This is a genomic window from Helicobacter zhangjianzhongii, from assembly GCF_030249855.1.
Classification (GTDB): Bacteria; Campylobacterota; Campylobacteria; order Campylobacterales; family Helicobacteraceae; genus Helicobacter_B; species Helicobacter_B zhangjianzhongii.
In genome coordinates this window covers 135743-152349 of sequence record NZ_JANURN010000001.1, presented here as the reverse complement: position 1 = coordinate 152349, position 16607 = coordinate 135743, and the positions used below count along the sequence as shown (strand labels likewise).

Here is a 16607-nt window from a genome sequence, read left to right as displayed (position 1 = left end):
ATTGCTATGCGCTTGGTGTGGTTGTGGATTATGATAGGGGCGGCTCTCCTAGCTAGCACACAAGAATCCCTAGAATCTACTATCCCTAAAGCTAAAGAAGCTCCTATATCATCACTAGATATAGGACTAAGTAGCGATACTAGTAGGACACATACATCATTTTTGCGGGTTAAAGACATTGATCTAGTCTCCTTTACCACTGCGGCGCATTTGGATTCTACTTTATTTAGTGCGCCCTTTGCCACGGGATATAGCGGACTATGGACAAAGCTATCGCTAGAGAGCGAGAGATTTTATGGATTCTACCTAGGGGGGGCGTTTTCTGCCATTGGGAAGCTTGCAGACTTTGCCGCTAGACCTATCACGCGCTATGATATGCAAACAGACCCTAGAATCTACTCTTTGCTTATCAATAACGATGAAGCAAAGGATCTCTTCTATACAAGCGATGCTGTGCATTTGCCAGCACTTTTTATAGGCTATGAGCATAAGAATATGAGCTTTCGTGTAGGGCGATATGATGCAGAATATGAGTGGATAGGAGACTACTTAGAGGGTGCGGAGATTTATGCAGATATAAAGGGTGTGCGCTTGGCACTTGGGGGATTCTACCGACAAACTTACGCCAACCCAGCAGAAAACACGCGCTATGGCTATATAAAAGATCTCTATGAAAAGCATCAAGGCTATGCGATCAATAAGCATTTTTACGCCGATGCAAATTACCAAAAAGAGCATTTTGGGCTGCGTTTATATGCAAACTATTTGGCTAGCTTGTATGTCGCTAGCGGACTTGCTGTGCGCTATACGAAGGACTTTGGATTCTGGGATTTGGGGATTAAGGCACACGGGACCTTTGTGAGTGCTGGGATACAAGACCCAAATCTTTGTGCCGACCCACAAGTCGCAGAGGAAGTGGGGCTTGCTTGCTATCAAAAGGGCAGCTTTGGCAAGCTTAATGGCGGCGTGGCGCATCTTGAAGGGCTGCTTGGCTTTGGCTACTTCCATCTCTCACTTGGCGCAGTGGTCAATGACAAAAATCAAGCCACAAATCTGCTGCCCATCTATGCGGATAATAACCCGCTTGAATACAACACTTACATTTATGGCGAGGGTGGGCGCACGGGGTATATTAAGCTTGATTATCGCGGGATAATGCTAGGCAAATCCTGTGAGCTAGGGGGGTTTATCGGGCTTGGAAGGACGATGTTTTTTGCCCCTGATGTGCATTACTCCAATCAAGTCGTAGGCGAGCTAGAGCTAGACTTCCCAAAAATCAAGTGGCACTTAACGCTTGTGTATTTAGATGAAGTGCGCTACTCTAGGACTTTGGTAAGCAAGCTCTGGGTAGGCTATAAATTTTAAACGATTAACACAATGGTTAAAAAATCTTTGTAGAATCCACTTTTCAACTATCTTTGGAGTGTAGCAAGGTGCTTGGGAACATACTTCTTGAAGACATATTTGGGGAGAATCTTTGTGGCTAAGGCGTGCCAGATCAGCATAGCCCTATGCTTAGGTGTATTGTTACACGCGCAGCCTATCAGCAAGCAAGCCTTTTTTGAAGCAGTGGAGCAAAATAGCATAAATCTCGTGCAAAACAAAGCACAATTTCAAAGCTTGCTAGAAACCCAGCGTGCGACAAACTCGTGGGAGTCGCCCTATACAGAGGTGGATACAGGCTTTGTCAAAAATGCTTTAGGCAAAAACGAAGTCTCTGTAACGGCACTTGTGATGCTCCGCCCTAAGCTTCCTTGGGTGCAAACACTTTTGCATAAGAGCCTGCGCATACAAATTGAGCAATATGATAAAGCTTATAAACTCTACAAAGAGCTAGCCTATATCGCTGCAAAACGACTCTATCTCTCCTATGTCCTTACCAAAGAAAAATACAATGTCGCGACACAAAGAGAGAGTAATTTCTACCACCAGCTACAAATCGCTAAAGCAAAGCTTGATGCAGGCAGTATGTCTAAAAAGGACTATATTAGCTTTAATAACTCCTACCTTGATGCCAAGCTTTTAAAAATGCAGACCCAAACCCAGCTCCTAGAGCTGCAGCGCACGCTACACCAGCTCCTAGGGCTTGTAGAAGCCCACACGATCGATCAAGAAAAAGTCGATGATGAGATTCTTGATAGCTTGCACGATATAGTTGTTGATAATCTACACTTTAGCTACACGCACATAGAGCCAGAATCCGCCTATAAACAGCTAGAGGTTTCACCATATTTGGATATCCTAGCCCTGCAAGCAAAGAATTATCAAACAAACGCCAAGCTCGCCAATCGCGACCGCTTTGAAGCCTTTGAGCTAGGTGGTGGGATCGCACACGCAGAGTCCAGCGACAATGCCCAGCTGCGATTTTCTATCCCGCTACCCATCACGCCCAAAAACACGCATTTAAAGCGCAAGTGGCTAGCCCTGCATAGCGGTAGTGTGCGTGAGAGCGAGATCACAAAAAACAATTTGCTCATCAGTGTGGATTCTTATCTTGATCAACTAGAATCCAAAAAAAGCTTCATAGAACTCCAGCAAGAAAATATCCAAAACAAAAAAGACCTAGTAGAAATGGGCAAAATCGCCTATGAATCGCAGAAAATCAGCTTGTTTGAATACCTAGCCTACCAAAATTCCTATATGGATAGCATTATCACGCTAGCAGATGCAAAGCTAGAGTATATAGGCATACAATCGCTACTTGAAGAAACCTTAGGGACAATGATAGGAGAAACACAATGAAACGATACATTCTAGGCGTGTTAATCGCATTTGGCACACTCTATGGCTACAAAGAAGTGCGCATAAGCCCTATCCAAGCACAAGGACTTGGGATCAAAGATATTGCCATAAAAAACCCAAGCATCACGCGAGGTGTGCCATTTAACGCATTTATTGACTTTGACAACAAAGACTCCACCACGCAAAGCTCTACCTTTGATGTTGTGGTAGTGGCGATCTATAAGCGAGAAGGTGAGCAGATACAACAGGGCAATGAGATTTGTGAGATTAGCTCTAATGAGTTAAATAATCTCTTTTTCGAGCTAGAAAACACCCAAAACAAGCACCGAGTCGCAGAAGAAATCGCCAAAAAAGATAAAGACTTATTCCAAGCTGGTGTCATCTCCCAGCGAGAATATCAGCAAAGCTATCTTGCAAGCAGAGAGCTTTATCTCAAGCTAAGTCAGCTAAGAAATACTTTCAAGCTTTTTGGGATTGATCCAGATAAACCTAGGGGGAATTTTGGATTCCGTGTTGTGGCAAGCTCTAGCGGGATCCTCTCTGTCGCGCCTAAAAATACCGGCGAGAAAATCCCAGCCTTTACCCCCTATGTAAGAATCTCTAAAAACAACAACCTCCTAGCGCGTATCAAAATCCCACTTTCTGTCTCCGACTATGTGCTACCCGGATCTAGGGTGTATAGTGAAAAAGGACAATATGTCGGTGAAATCACCACCATATCCGTAGTCGTGGATAAAAACAACAACTCCATAACCGCGATCGCCGATCTCAAAGAAGGCTCGTTTCGCGTAGGCGAGATTGCTGACATCTATATCGAAGGCAAGCAGCCCAAAGGCTCGTATATCGTGCCCTCAACGGCTGTGATTAAAAATGCTAAAGACAATCTCATCTTTGTCAAAACCCCCAATGGCTATCTCCCAAAAGTCGTGCAAGTCATAGAAAAGCGTAGTAAGTCCTTTATCATTGATGGCAAGGGCTTCAAGGGCAATGAGCAAATCGCCTCTGGCACACTTGTAGCACTAAAAGGGCTAATTAACAATATCGGGGTCGAGGGGCAATAATGCTAGCAAAAATCATCGAATGGTCTTTAATGCAGCGCATTATCATAATGATTTGCGCGTGTGCATTGCTGCTTTTTGGTGGGTATAGCTTTTTAAGCATTGCTATTGATGCATTCCCTGATGTCTCATCAACCCAAGTGCGCGTAGCTGTCAAAGCCCCAGGTATGGCACCAGAAGAAGTAGAAAACCGAGTCGTGCGCCCCTTAGAGCTAGAACTTCAAGGCTTACCTGGGCAGAAGCTCTTGCGCTCCACTTCCAAATATGCTATCGCGGATATTGTGCTAGATTTTGATGATAGTGTGGATATTTATCTCGCACGCCAGATGACAAACGAGCGGCTAGCAAATGTGCTAGCTGATCTCCCAAGTGGTGTTGATGTGCGCTTACAGCCTATTGTAACCCCACTTTCAGATATGTTTATGTTCACTATTGAGGGCAATATCTCTAATCTTGAAAAACGCCAGCTTTTAGACTTCATTATCCGCCCAGAGATTAGGAAGATCAAAGGCGTGGCAGATGTAAGCTCGCTTGGGGGCTTTGCCAAAGCCTTTGTGGTGATCCCGGATTTTAATGATATGGCGAGGCTTGGGGTAACGATAACCCAGCTAGAATCCGCTCTTGAAGCAAGTTTGAAAAATGACGGCGCAGGGCGCGTGGATCGAGATGGCGAAAACTTCTTGGTCAAAATCCAAAACGCCGCGCTCACCCCAGAGCAAATCGCCCAGCTAGCGATACAAACAAATGTAGGCTTTGTAAAGATTGGGGACTTTGCTGAAGTAAGCACAAGCTATATGACTAGGCTAGGCTTTACGACCAAAAATGGCGTAGGTGAGACGACACAAGCGATCGTGCTTTCACTTAAAGGCGCAAACTCCAAAGAAACCATAGAAAAAATCTATGAAAAATTTGATGAGCTAAAGCCTCTGCTCCCAGAGGGCGTGCGGCTAGAAGTCTTCTATGATCGCTCCGATCTCACACAAAAGGCAGTCGATAATGTTACAAAAGTGCTGATTGAAGCCATTGTGCTAATTGTGGTGCTGTTGTTTTTGTTTTTAGGGGATTTGCGTGCAGCGATTGCTGTAAGCGTGATTTTGCCCTGTGCGCTTTCTGTGGCGTTTATCTGTATGAGCCTAAATGGTATGAGTGCTAATCTTATGAGCCTAGGTGGGCTAGCCATTGCCATTGGGATTTTGGTGGATTCTGCTGTGGTGATGGTGGAAAATGCCTTTGAAAAGCTAAGCTCCAATACCACCACAACAAAGCTACACGCCCTCTATCGCGCGTGCAAAGAGATCTCTGTCTCTGTGGTAAGCGGGATCATCATCATCATCGTATTTTTTGTGCCAATCCTTACTTTAGAGGGCTTAGAGGGCAAGATGTTTGCCCCTTTGGCAAAAAGCATAGTTTTCGCCCTTTTAGGCTCTTTGGTGCTTTCAATCACTGTGATCCCCGTAGTCGCCTCTCTTGTGCTAAAGACCAAAGAGCATAAAGAAACACTTATCACGCGCTTTTTTTATAAAATCTACACGCCCACCCTACACTTTTGCCTAAGTCATAGTAAATTAGTCATTAGCTGTGCATTTGTATTTTTGTTTCTCTCGCTCTCTCTCTTTCCTTTTGTGGGTAAATCATTTATGCCAACCCTTGATGAAGGCGATGCGGTGCTTATGGTGGAGATGACACCATCTGTCTCGCTTACACAATCGCGCGATTTGCTACTGCGTATCCAAAAAACGATTAAAGAAAAGGTCCCAGAGGTCAAAGAAATTGTCGCACGCACAGGGACTGATGAGCTAGGACTTAGTCTTGATGGTCTTAATCAAAGCGATATGTTTATCTCCTTTATCCCTAAAGAAAAATGGCAGGCAAAAAGCAAGCAAGAAGTGCTTGAGAAAATCACAAAATCCCTGCAAAGCTTTGTGGGGATTAGCTTTATTTTTACCCAGCCTATTGATATGCGGATTTCAGAAATGCTTACAGGTGTGCGCGGGGATTTGGCGATCAAAATCTTTGGCGATGATATTGACAAGCTCAATGAGCTTAGTAAGCAAATTCGAGGGATTTTGCAAGGGGTGCGAGGCAGCAGCGAAGTCTTTACCACGCTTAATGAAGGGGTAAATTATCTCTACATAACCCCAGAAAAGCACATTATGAGCAATGTGGGCGTAAGTGTCGATGAGTTTGCCAAATTTATGAAATCTTCCTTAGAGGGCATTATTGTCTCCTATATCCCTATGGGCGTGGCACGCGTGCCTGTGATTATCCGCCAAGACCCAGAAATATCTACGGATATTACTAAGCTTGAAGCTTTGGAGATGTTTTCATCACGCGGCTATGTCGTGCCAATTAGCTCCATTGCTGAAATTAAAGAAGTCGATGGTCCTGTAACAATCGTGCGCGAGAACAATCGCAGAATGAGTGTCGTGCGTAGTAATGTAGAAAATCGCGATTTAGGCGGATTTGTCGATGAAGCAAAGGAAAAAATCTCCGCGCAAGTCAAGCTCCCGCCAAATTACTACATCACTTTTGGCGGGCAGTTTGAAAATCAGCAGCGAGCCAACGCACGCTTTGCGGTGGTGATCCCTATAAGCATTGTGGTGATATTTTTTATCCTCTACTTCACTTTTAAAAGCGTGCCTTTGGCATTGCTTATTTTGCTCAATATCCCCTTTGCCGTTACAGGTGGGCTTATCTCGCTCTTTTTATCTGGGGAGTATATCTCTGTGCCAGCGAGCATTGGCTTTATCACGCTCTTTGGTATCGCCGTGCTTAATGGCGTGGTGATGATAGGGTATTTTAAAGAGCTTATTAAGCAGGGTAAAAGTGTCGATGAAGCCGTAGAAATGGGGGCAAAAAGGCGGCTACGCCCTATCCTTATGACCGCCTTTATCGCGGCATTTGGGCTTGTGCCTATGCTGCTCTCAAGCGGTGTGGGAAGCGAGGTGCAAAAGCCCCTTGCCATTGTCGTGCTAGGCGGGCTTGTAACCTCTAGCTCCTTGACATTGCTACTACTGCCGGCGATGTTTAGGATCATCGCTAAACGCATACGAATCGTATAGAAAGGGAGATTATGTGTAGCTGGCTACAAATTTATGCCGATAGTAAGCTTAAAGACCACATTGTCGATGCGCTGCTAGAGCGCAGATTTAATGACTTTTATTATAGCTCTTGTGATAAATATGCCTTGCGCGATTTGCTCATTAGTCAAAGAGAGCAAGTAAGTGGGCGCAAGCAGTATGGGCGGTTTGATTTATATATCGACTATGATAGGGCTGTGGAGCTTGTAGGGTATTTTTATACCAAATACGGACGCGATGATATTAGCTGCTATATGCTGCAAAATATCACTGACTTTGAAAGCTAGCCACAGAGCTAGATTCTACCACCTAGAATCTAGCTCTAAATTTGCGCGATATGGCAGGTTTAAGATATTTGATAAGCGTATCAAATCAGCCAAAATACGCGCCTAATCAATACCAAAGGCACAAAACACCTGCGATCCGTGGATATAGCCAAATATTGGACTTTTTGCACCATTGGGGAAATAAAACACTCCAAGCCAAGCAGAATCTTGCGTGCTTGCCTTACTCCTAGCCGATAGGCTCTCCCCTGCATAATACAATCTCGCACCAGCTTCGTTACTAGCCCCTCCGCCAAAATCCTTTGCCACACACTCGCGCTTAATTTGTGTAATGATTGTGCCATTGGGGGATTGGCGGAGATTGATATAGCTATCTGTAGATTTATATTTCAAACGCAAAGACCCTAAATCTTCATAAGCCAAAGGCGAGATAGAAATACCGCTCAAAATCTCCACGCGTTCTATATTTGCATAAATCTCGTGCCCCGCATCACCCTCACCATAGAATCTATAATGTTTAAGCCGCACTTTTGCCCTAGCCGCCACGACACCAAAAATCTTTTTATCTAGCCCAAGCTCTCCTTGCAGTGCCAAGTCTCTAGCATTCAAGATAAGCACGGATCTATTTTCCCTATGCTTTGTAAAATCTATCTTCTTCAGCTCATCTATACTAATAAAACTATGATACAAAAATGGCAGCTTAAGATTTGTATCAGGGTAGAATCTTAGGCTCATTTGACTCCCCTCCATTTCGTCCTCATAGCCTTTCTCAAGCACACCGGTAAGCTCCACCTCTCCAGCAAAGCTCACTTCTTCTACACCATTAGTCCCTACACCATTAGTCCCGCTAAATGTGAGAGAATCATAACTCACTATGCCACTATCACTTAATAGCCCTGTGTGCGTCAGCTCCCTAGGGAAGCCAAAAGCTACCGCCGCTAGCAAACTCATAATCACAAAAACTCTTACCATTGCACTCCTTTGGTATTTAGGGTTTTTCCTTTGTTGATAGATTCTAGCTTGTTACCTTTGCGCGCTTGCTCTGCTATCTAGCAAAGCTTGGATACTCTTGCCAGCGGTGGTGTTTGTGTTGCCCCGATCAATGCTAGGATCAATCTTCGCACCAGAATCTAGCAAAAGCCGCACAAGCTCTATATCCCCACTCATCGCAGCAAAATACAAAATCCCCCGCCCAGAATCATCGCGCAAATTGATGTCTGCACCCTTTTGCAAATAGAGCTTTATAAGCTCGCGCTTATTACACTCATATATACCTTGCTTCTCCCAAAACTCCCCGACAAAGCCCATTTCATTGTAGTTGTTATACATTTGCACTAAAGGGATTTGCGTGCTGCCATCATAAGCTATGGTGTGGTTTGGATTTGCTTTATACTCTAAAAGAGCTTGAATACTGCGGCAAGTTTTGTTGCTAATGCGTGGATCTGTGGCGGCAATCAAGGGCGTGCGTCCTTCATTATCAACCTCTTCAGGGTTTGCGCCAAACTCTAGTAGCAAGGTGGTGATGTCTGGATTGGTAAGCCCAAGTATCAAAGCTGGTGTGCCAAAATCGTCCATAATGTTTGGGTTTATGCCATCTTTTAGTGCGGAATACACGCCATCGCTATTGCCTGCCCTAATCGCTTCAAAGAGTGCTTGGCTAGAATTGTAGCCTCGGCTATAATGGTAGCTTCTGCTTGTAGCAATGTCTTTTGAAGAAGCTTGAGTAGGGCTAGAATCTGCGCGCCGCTCAAACATCTTAGGATCGATAGAAGAATACTTTGCGGCAAAATAGGCGAGATTTTGCTTAGGTGCGCTGCGTATAGGCTCTCCCATAGCAAGTAGCACTAGCTCATAAGCGCGATAGGTTTTATATAAGCCTATGATATTTTCTAGCTTATAGATGCGCTCCTTTAGGTCCCTTTGCGTGATAGGCGTCTCAACACCTATGCTTAGCGCATCAATTTCAGCACTAAGCTTCTTTAGCGCGGCGTGATAGGGGGCTGGATCATCGATTAAGATAGCTGCTTCATAGAGATTTTTCTTAAGCTTTTTGTAGGTGATTTTTGGCTGGATAAATTGCGAGCTAGATTCTAGTGTAATGTGGCTTATGACTTCTTCATAGGATTGCTCTTGACTCTGGGCTTGGATAATGCTGTGCTTAGCACGCACGCTTACTTCTATGCTTTGAGAGAGCTCATCAAGCGCGGCACTTTTTGCCTCTTCTTGTGTGGGTGCGGTGGCAGAGCTCTCTAGCACTTGTCCCAAGCAAAGCGCGAAAGATATGGCAAAAAGCGTGATAAGTCGTAACATATAAATCCTTTGTGATATGGCAAGCCCACTTCAAATAAAATCTCTAAGTAAAATCCTAAAGTATAGCACACTGATCGTAAGCAAAAGTGGATTCTAGGCACTTTTGGGTGTTGTTATTAGAATCTACATTTCTGTCATTGCAAGCCTTGCTTTGCAAAGCGTGGCAAAGCAAGGCGAAGCCGCAGCTTCTTTAGTAATCCATAGATCCACTGCTTTTGCACTAGAATCCACTTTTGAAAAATGGATTCTAGGCTATGGATCGCCACGCCGACCTTGTCGGCTCGCGATGATGGAGAGAGTTTCATCAGCTCACGAGTGAGAGGGGGTCGGCTTGTGGTTTGGATTTAAGTGTTTTGTCAAAAGTGGATTCTAGGCTACTTGGGATTTATGCGCTATTTTTCTTTAAAGTCGCGTGATAAACGCTCCTAAACGCTGCATTAAAGGGCGTGTTGTTTAAATCACTCAACGCAAAAACCCGCAAATCCCACCTAAAGTAGAATATAGCCTATCATCTCGTGGGAAATCACTTATACCAATTTTGGATTCTATGTGCGCGTGGGGACAAGCACACAAGGGGGATATGCAAGGTTAGCATATCCTATAAACACATAAGATAATAAACACCATTTAAGCTTTACATCAGCTAAGATTCTTAAAGCGTTTTTAGAATCTTGGCAGGATTGCCGCCGACAATGACATTTGGCGGGACATCTTTTGTTACCACGCTTCCTGCGGCGATGATTGAATTTTCCCCAATGGTAACGCCCGGGCAAATCGTGGCATTTATCCCTATCCACACCCTATCTTTTATCACAATGGGCTTTGTGAAAGTCGCCTTGCGATTATAGGGGTTAAAGTCGTGATTGATTGTAGTGAGACATACCTTTGGGGCGATAAACACATCATCGCCAATCGTTATCCCACCCCTATCCATAAAAGTGCAAGATTGATTCATAAAGAAGTTTTTGCCTACCTTGATATTGCGTCCAAAATCCACATAAAAAGGCGGGATAATCCAAGTGCTAGAATCCACCTCATAGCCTACAATCTCGCTAAAAATCGCTCGTGTAGATTCTGGGCTATGATGTGCGGAATTTAGCTTATGGGTAAGCTCTATTGTCCGCAAGATAATTTCTTTAATCTTATCAAACTCCGGATCATTCATATCCACTAGCTCCCCATTTAAATCACGCGTGAAAATGTCTCTATCTGTGCGTGGCGTGGCGTTTGTTGTAGCTTTTGCTTTACTTATATCCTGCATAATCACTTCCTTTTCTCTGTTTGTTTAATCGCTTGTAAATACTCTTCATCACTTAGTTTCTGTCCCCACACTACATTAGAATCCTTATCATATTGCGTTAGGGCGATATGAGTGCCGCTAGATTCTAGCCCCGCTCCGTGCCAATGCGCTACATTTGGCGGACAAGCAATGCTCTCTCCCGTCTCTGCTTTATGCACGATTCCATTCTTTGTGCCTGTGTAAATCACACCTTGCGTTACGATAAGTGTCTGCCCAGCAGGGTGAGTGTGCCAAGCACTCCTAGCCTTTGGGCTAAAATGCACTCTTGCACCGCTAAAATTCCGCCACGCATTTTTCTCAAAAAGCATTGTAATTCTAACATCACCACTAAAGATTCTAGAATCTCCTTTCATCTCTTTTGCCTCTTTTGTAATCTCTTGCATAGATTTTTCTCCTTGTGCGAAACATACTGCCAATATACTAGCAGCAATAATTTTACTTATTTGCATACGCGCTCCTTGAAAAATATTTATACTAAATACTGCTTGAAAAATGCTGTGATTTTTGCAAAGGGGATAATATCTAGCTTATCGTATAAATCCGTGTGTGAAGCGTTTTTGACGATGAAAAGCTCCTTATTTTTCCCTTTAAGCTTTTTATACGCATCTTCGCTAAAATACCTACTATGTGCCTTTTCTCCGTGTATCAAAAGCACCGCATTTTCAATTTCATCGCTATAAGTTAGAATCGGCATATTCAAAAAGGGCAGCATTGAAGTGCGATTCCACCCACCATTAGAAGCTAGTGAGCGTTTGTGGTAAGCGCGAGGTGTTTTGTAGTAGCTATGATAGTCTTTTACAAATTCTGGTGCATCGCTTGGCAGCGGATCTATCACGCCTCCTGCTAGGGCATACACACCGCTTTTATAGTCTTTTAGCCTTTGGTCTGCTAACTCTTTTCGCTTTTTATTCCTTGCTTCTTTGCTATTTTCTTTATCAAAATAGCCATTTGCATACACACAACTCATATCATACATCGTAGAAGCAAGGGTAGCCCTAATGCGTGGGTCATTTGCCGCAGCATTAATCGCAAAGCCCCCAAAGCCACAAATCCCCACAACGCCGATTTTACTAGAATCCACATTTGGATAAAGGCTTAGAAAATCCGCCGCCGCACTAAAATCCTCTGTATTTATATCAGGCGAAGCGACATAGCGAGGAAGCCCACCACTCTCACCTGTAAAGCTTGGGTCAAAGGCTAGAGTGATAAAGCCACTTTCTGCTAGAATCTGTGCGTAAAGTCCGCTTGATTGCTCCTTTACAGCACCAAAGGGACCACTTAGTGCGAGGGCTGGGAGTTTAGAATCTTTACTTGGATTTTTTGGCAGATATAAATCAGCGGCAAGTGTGATTCCATAGCGATTGTGAAAGGTTACTTTTTGATGAAGCACCTTAGAGCTTTTAGGAAAAGTCTTATCCCATTTTGTGCTAAGATTTAGCTTTTCTTCTCTAAATTTTTGTGTGCTAGGGCTTTGAGCTTTTGGGCTACTTTCTTTTGCTAAAAGCGTGTTGCCTATAAGTAATGCTCCTGCTCCTATGCCAACTTTTTGTAAAAAATCTCTGCGATTTTGTTTTGTTTTCATTATGTGTCCTTTAAAATGGATGTGAAATATAGAATCTTATTTGATTCTGTGTGTAAAAGTATAAAGCCTGACACCTAGTGTCTGTCAAGGGGAAAATGCAAGATTTTTGAACTTATTTAGACTAGGGCTTGAAAGCAGCTAGAACTTCAAAGTTAAGTTTAAGGCTAAGGAAATATAGCCTATTTGACTAAGGGCGATTTAGCAGTAGCTTAACACTGCTTTTCACACCCCTTATAATCCCCACTTTGCGGATTAAAGGTATCCACGCCTTTTTCTATCATCTCATCATACAATCCAATTTTTGTCTCTAGCTTTTGTGAAATCTCTTGCAGTGAAGCGATGTGCGTTTGCAAATTTGTGTAGCTTTTTTGCAGTAATGCCCTGCGTTTTGGTGCAGTTTTAATACCCCCGCTTAAAGCCTCCGCATACTCGCGAATTTCTTTTAGACTCATTCCACATTGTCTAAGCCACTCTATCCACCTAGCCCACTCCATATCACTTTTTGCAAAGTAACGCACACCATTTTCATCACGCTCTATAAAGGGGAACAGTCCCTTATCAAGCCAGAATCTAATCTTTCTTGATGGAATCCCTGTCATTTTCTCAACTTCTATGATTGTGTATGCCATTTGTTTTCCTTGTCGTTTCTTGTAATTATAGGGTAAAAGTGAATAACCCCTAACAATCCCAGCCAAAAAGGCTTTTATTACTATCAAGTCGTGTGATAGAATCTCTCTCGTTTTGCGTTAAGCTAAAGTCAAAGAGTGCGAGATTTTCTTGCAATCGCTTTAAACTTGAAGCCTTTGGTATCACGCTTATGCCCTTATCTAGCAAAAATTTCAAAGCAATTTGTGCGGTGCTTTTATGATGTGCTTTTGCTATGCCCTGCAAAGTCGCATTTGTAAAAATGCCATTTCTCCCACAAGCTAAAGGACTCCACGCTTGCAAGTGAATATGCTTAGATTCTAAAAATTTTTGCAATGTGTGTTGCTGGAAGAAAATATGTGCTTGGACCTGATTTAGCACAGGCTTAACACGCACAGAATCTAAAAAATCCTCCAAAAATCTGCCATAAAAATTTGAGATTCCAATTGCGCGTATAAGCCCTTTGCGATACGCCTCTTCACAGGCTTGATACATTTCTTTAGCATTTGCGTAAGGCTCGTGGATTACAAGCAAATCTACATATTCTAGCCCAAGATTTTGTAGGCTACCCTCTATGCTTTGCCACGCCTTTTTGTAGGGCATACTAGATGAAAGCTTTGTGGTGATGAAAAGATCGTTTCTTTGTAAGTGTTGCAGACTCTGTGCTATGGCTATGCCTAGCTCCTTTTCATTTTTATACATTTGTGCGGTATCAAAGAGTCTGTATCCAATGTGCAGGGCATTTTGCATTATTTTCACACCCTTTTGCCCACAAAGCTCATAGGTCCCAAGCCCAATGCTAGGCATTGTAATGCCATTATTTAGGGTGATGTATTGCATTATTTTCCTTTAATTTCTGCCATTGTTATTAAGCAAAGCCTGAAGCATATCTCTTAGGCGTTTAGATTCTGCGCTTTGTGTGGTGCTAAGGCGTAAAAGTGGAAAATTGTGCTTTTTGCAAATGCTATCTTTAAGCCTATCGCGATTTAGCTGCTTATGTGTATGGTGAAACGCATAGCCATCAATCTCAACAGCAAGCAAAGGCGTTTTATCCATAATATGATAGATGATAAAATCAAAATGTGTGAGTGGATTTTGCGCATAGAGCTTTTCTTCTTGCGTGAGAGCTTCATCTATTTTAATGACTTTAGCAAGGGGTATGTGCGGCAAAACATCAAGGCTATGGTAAGAATCTTGCTGGAGTATGTCCTTGATAAAAGCAAAGGCAATATTTTCTGAATCAAATTGCGAGATACGCCTTTTGCCCTTGAGATACAATTCTCTTGCTTGTGCATTTGCTTTATAGAGTAGATCAAAGATTGAATAAACTTTGCTTTCTATGGGTTTTGCACTTTGATAGGTGATATAACGGATAAAGTCATTGATATTTGTGTTTTGTTTATGGCACACATCATAAGATACGATGAGTTTTAGCTGTTTTTTAGCTCGTGTAATGGCGACATTTAGCATTTTGCTATCATCGATAAAATCATTGCTTTGATTATCGGTAGTTGCGATGATGATAAGGTCTTTTTCTCTGCCTTGATATTTATGCACAGTGTCTGCTTCAATCTCGCCCACTACTTTTTGTAAATGTGCTTTTTGCTCATTATAGGGAGTGATAATGCCTATTTCGTGCGACTCTATGGTGGTGCTTGGCAGGATTTCATTGGCAATAATGTCAATTTCTCTTTGATTATAATGCCCCCTTGCGTGATTACCAGCAGGACTGATATACACCTCTAGCACATTTGCTTCTCCATTATCTTCACTTAAAATGACAAGTGCATTGTCATAAAACTTTTGATTGCAAAAATTGATGATTTTAGGATGGCAGCGATAATGCTCTTTAAGCAAAACTCTAGGGGCATTTGGCAAAACACTACACACAGAGCTTAAAAAAGAATGCTGCGCATAGTCATAGCGTGAGGGGATTTTATAGTGTGTAGTGATCTCTTGGATTTGTTGAGATGTTGCAGAATCTATCACATTTGGTAATTGCTTTGTATCTCCTACAATCACAATATTTCTAGCCACACTTAGAGCCAAAACACCTGTTACTAAATCTACCTGCGAGGCTTCATCAATGATTAAATAATCAAAGAGAAAATCTCGCCCAAAACAATTTTTGATAGCGTGTGTGGTGCTAAAAATTATGGGGTATTCATCGCAAAACTGCTCTGCATTATTAAACATATCCTTTTCGCTAAAAATAGGTCTTTGTGTGCGATTGTCGTATCTAATCCGCACAGATTCACGCAAAAGGGTAAAAGAATATTCTTGCAAATGCTCTAGTGTTTGTGCAATGCGTAATGCCTCTAGGCGTTTTGTATCGTGGGTGAGTGTTTCCTTGGCAGTAGCGATACTTTGCACATAATAAGCGTATTCAAAATGTTGGATAATATCTTGCAAAGGAAGTTTATAAAAAGCAAAATTTCCAATGTGTTGTATCAAGCAGAGTTTGCATACAAGCAAAAAATATCGCCAACCTTTTGGGGTGTTTTCAAAAGCGATCTTTGTCTTGAGTAAAAGGGTAGAATCCTTTTGCAAAGATGTCAAAAAATGTGGATATATCTGTAAATTTTCTTGCATTGTAAAATGGCGAAACTCTAGCTCTAATGCACTAAGAAGAGATTTTTGCTTTGCGATAGCATTTTGTAAAGTAAAAATCTCTTGTGCTTGTGTGTTGAGCTTTTGTATGGCTTGATAGAGTGTGTCCTTTTCCTCTTGTGTGATGGATTGTGCAAAATCTGGGTAGATATGTGATTGATTTTGCAAAAACTGCTTGATATTGTCTTTTTTACCAAGCTTTGCGCATAGATGTGTCAAGCCATATTTTTCTAGCTTCATAAAGACATTATCTGTCGCGGCGTTATTGTTGGAAACCACAGCTACATTTTTGCCAAGAAATATAATATTTGCAATGATGTTTAATATACTTTGTGTTTTGCCTGTGCCAGGAGGTCCTTCTATGATACTTACTTGAGATTCTAAAGCATTGTAAATTGCTTGAAATTGTGAAGCATTTAAGCCAAATGGCGAAAGTATGGGAGAATCCATATCATTCTTGTGTGGCTGACTTGCGCATAAATAATGACTCAAAACACTCTCTTTTGCTACCATATCTATTTTGTTGTATGCCTTTGAGAGAAGCGACTTATTTTCCTCATTTTTTACCCCTACGATAGTAGCCAACTCTTTGCAATACAAAAAAACATCGGCATTACAGCCTTTTGTATCTGGTAATAGCATTGTCGTTTCTAGCAGTTTTGTTGTCCCATTGTCAAAAAATATTTTGCAATACTTTTCAAAAATAAGGGCAAATTTAGCATTATAAATACCAAGCTTCTCTGGCTTTGTGTGCTTTTGCGGATTTGTAAGAAAGATGACTTTGTCGTGTTTGTAGGTATAAGTTTTTGCCGTATTAGCAAATGTGATGTGCCATAGATTATCTTGCTCTTTTATGCTTGTAATAGATTCTGTTTTGTCTTCACCATTAAGCAAAATCAAAAACTTTATGCTATCCATAAATATCTCATAATAATTGAGCTACCTAGCATATCCCTCTCATAGATTCTACTAGCAGCGCGATCTACACGCGATCAA

General features: G+C 42.3%; 14 protein-coding genes and 1 pseudogene. 7 read left to right on the top strand and 8 right to left on the bottom strand.

Annotated features, from left to right (window positions below; translation table 11 throughout):
• The first annotated feature begins 6 nt into the window (after positions 1 to 6).
• The 5 genes from NYG90_RS00715 (at position 7) to NYG90_RS00695 (ending at position 7167) form a co-directional block, all read left to right on the top strand.
• Entirely contained in the window at positions 7 to 1365 is a 1359-nt protein-coding gene (locus tag NYG90_RS00715) for an outer membrane family protein (RefSeq protein WP_285264543.1), read from the top strand.
• 87 nt (positions 1366 to 1452) lie between these two features.
• Positions 1453 to 2742 carry a TolC family protein gene (locus NYG90_RS00710; protein ID WP_285256264.1) on the top strand — a complete coding sequence of 430 codons (1290 nt, stop codon included), beginning with the start codon at positions 1453 to 1455 and terminating at the stop codon, positions 2740 to 2742.
• On the top strand, positions 2739 to 3803 hold the full coding sequence (locus NYG90_RS00705) for an efflux RND transporter periplasmic adaptor subunit (RefSeq protein ID WP_285256263.1): 1065 nt from the start codon (positions 2739 to 2741) through the stop codon (positions 3801 to 3803). Before NYG90_RS00710 ends, NYG90_RS00705 begins: the two co-directional genes overlap by 4 nt.
• A complete protein-coding gene (locus tag NYG90_RS00700) occupies positions 3803 to 6862 on the top strand; it encodes an efflux RND transporter permease subunit (RefSeq protein ID WP_285256262.1) in 3060 nt (1019 codons plus the stop codon). Before NYG90_RS00705 ends, NYG90_RS00700 begins: the two co-directional genes overlap by 1 nt.
• Positions 6863 to 6873: 11 nt before the next feature.
• Positions 6874 to 7167, top strand: a complete 294-nt coding sequence (locus tag NYG90_RS00695; protein WP_115011024.1) for a DUF3240 family protein — start codon at positions 6874 to 6876, stop codon at positions 7165 to 7167.
• 102 nt (positions 7168 to 7269) lie between these two features.
• On the opposite strand, the gene NYG90_RS00690 is transcribed toward NYG90_RS00695, so the two are convergent.
• A complete protein-coding gene (locus NYG90_RS00690; protein ID WP_285256261.1) occupies positions 7270 to 8136 on the bottom strand; it encodes a hypothetical protein in 867 nt (288 codons plus the stop codon).
• 51 nt (positions 8137 to 8187) lie between these two features.
• Positions 8188 to 9474 carry an ankyrin repeat domain-containing protein gene (locus NYG90_RS00685; RefSeq protein ID WP_285264542.1) on the bottom strand — a complete coding sequence of 429 codons (1287 nt, stop codon included), beginning with the start codon at positions 9472 to 9474 and terminating at the stop codon, positions 8188 to 8190.
• Positions 9475 to 9577: 103 nt separating this feature from the next.
• On the opposite strand from NYG90_RS00685, the gene NYG90_RS00680 reads away from it, so the two are divergent.
• Positions 9578 to 9793, top strand: coding sequence for a hypothetical protein (locus NYG90_RS00680; RefSeq protein WP_285256259.1), 216 nt, complete (start codon positions 9578 to 9580; stop codon positions 9791 to 9793).
• 138 nt (positions 9794 to 9931) lie between these two features.
• Positions 9932 to 10066, top strand: a pseudogene (locus NYG90_RS00675) (winged helix-turn-helix transcriptional regulator); the annotation flags it as partial.
• Positions 10067 to 10126: 60 nt separating this feature from the next.
• Here NYG90_RS00675 and NYG90_RS00670 read toward each other — a convergent pair.
• The 6 genes from NYG90_RS00670 to NYG90_RS00645 all read right to left on the bottom strand — a co-directional run bounded on the left by NYG90_RS00670 (position 10127) and on the right by NYG90_RS00645 (position 16529).
• The gene (locus NYG90_RS00670; RefSeq protein WP_285256258.1) at positions 10127 to 10735 is read right to left on the bottom strand and encodes a sugar O-acetyltransferase; all 609 of its coding nucleotides are present in this window, start codon (positions 10733 to 10735) and stop codon (positions 10127 to 10129) included.
• A 2-nt stretch (positions 10736 to 10737) separates the two neighbouring features.
• On the bottom strand, positions 10738 to 11223 hold the full coding sequence (locus NYG90_RS00665) for a cupin domain-containing protein (protein ID WP_285256257.1): 486 nt from the start codon (positions 11221 to 11223) through the stop codon (positions 10738 to 10740).
• A gap of 20 nt (positions 11224 to 11243) precedes the next feature.
• The gene (locus tag NYG90_RS00660; protein ID WP_285256256.1) at positions 11244 to 12356 is read right to left on the bottom strand and encodes an alpha/beta hydrolase; all 1113 of its coding nucleotides are present in this window, start codon (positions 12354 to 12356) and stop codon (positions 11244 to 11246) included.
• A gap of 209 nt (positions 12357 to 12565) precedes the next feature.
• On the bottom strand, positions 12566 to 12985 hold the full coding sequence (locus NYG90_RS00655) for a MerR family transcriptional regulator (protein WP_285256255.1): 420 nt from the start codon (positions 12983 to 12985) through the stop codon (positions 12566 to 12568).
• Between the two features lie 49 nt (positions 12986 to 13034).
• Complete coding sequence (locus NYG90_RS00650; protein ID WP_285256254.1) at positions 13035 to 13841, bottom strand: aldo/keto reductase; 807 nt, start codon at positions 13839 to 13841, stop codon at positions 13035 to 13037.
• A gap of 9 nt (positions 13842 to 13850) precedes the next feature.
• Positions 13851 to 16529, bottom strand: a complete 2679-nt coding sequence (locus tag NYG90_RS00645) for an AAA domain-containing protein (protein WP_285264541.1) — start codon at positions 16527 to 16529, stop codon at positions 13851 to 13853.
• Positions 16530 to 16607 lie beyond the last annotated feature (78 nt).

What these genes read in the sequence shown, in the direction of transcription:
- NYG90_RS00685 (WP_285264542.1), bottom strand. Translation starts at nt 9,474, where the DNA reads ATGTTACGACTTATCACGCTTTTTGCCATATCTTTCGCGCTTTGCTTG.
- NYG90_RS00645 (WP_285264541.1), bottom strand. Translation starts at nt 16,529, where the DNA reads ATGGATAGCATAAAGTTTTTGATTTTGCTTAATGGTGAAGACAAAACA.
- NYG90_RS00650 (WP_285256254.1), bottom strand. Translation starts at nt 13,841, where the DNA reads ATGCAATACATCACCCTAAATAATGGCATTACAATGCCTAGCATTGGG.
- NYG90_RS00700 (WP_285256262.1), top strand. Translation starts at nt 3,803, where the DNA reads ATGCTAGCAAAAATCATCGAATGGTCTTTAATGCAGCGCATTATCATA.
- NYG90_RS00705 (WP_285256263.1), top strand. Translation starts at nt 2,739, where the DNA reads ATGAAACGATACATTCTAGGCGTGTTAATCGCATTTGGCACACTCTAT.
- NYG90_RS00660 (WP_285256256.1), bottom strand. Translation starts at nt 12,356, where the DNA reads ATGAAAACAAAACAAAATCGCAGAGATTTTTTACAAAAAGTTGGCATA.
- NYG90_RS00690 (WP_285256261.1), bottom strand. Translation starts at nt 8,136, where the DNA reads ATGGTAAGAGTTTTTGTGATTATGAGTTTGCTAGCGGCGGTAGCTTTT.
- NYG90_RS00670 (WP_285256258.1), bottom strand. Translation starts at nt 10,735, where the DNA reads ATGCAGGATATAAGTAAAGCAAAAGCTACAACAAACGCCACGCCACGC.
- NYG90_RS00715 (WP_285264543.1), top strand. Translation starts at nt 7, where the DNA reads ATGCGCTTGGTGTGGTTGTGGATTATGATAGGGGCGGCTCTCCTAGCT.
- NYG90_RS00655 (WP_285256255.1), bottom strand. Translation starts at nt 12,985, where the DNA reads ATGGCATACACAATCATAGAAGTTGAGAAAATGACAGGGATTCCATCA.
- NYG90_RS00665 (WP_285256257.1), bottom strand. Translation starts at nt 11,223, where the DNA reads ATGCAAATAAGTAAAATTATTGCTGCTAGTATATTGGCAGTATGTTTC.
- NYG90_RS00695 (WP_115011024.1), top strand. Translation starts at nt 6,874, where the DNA reads ATGTGTAGCTGGCTACAAATTTATGCCGATAGTAAGCTTAAAGACCAC.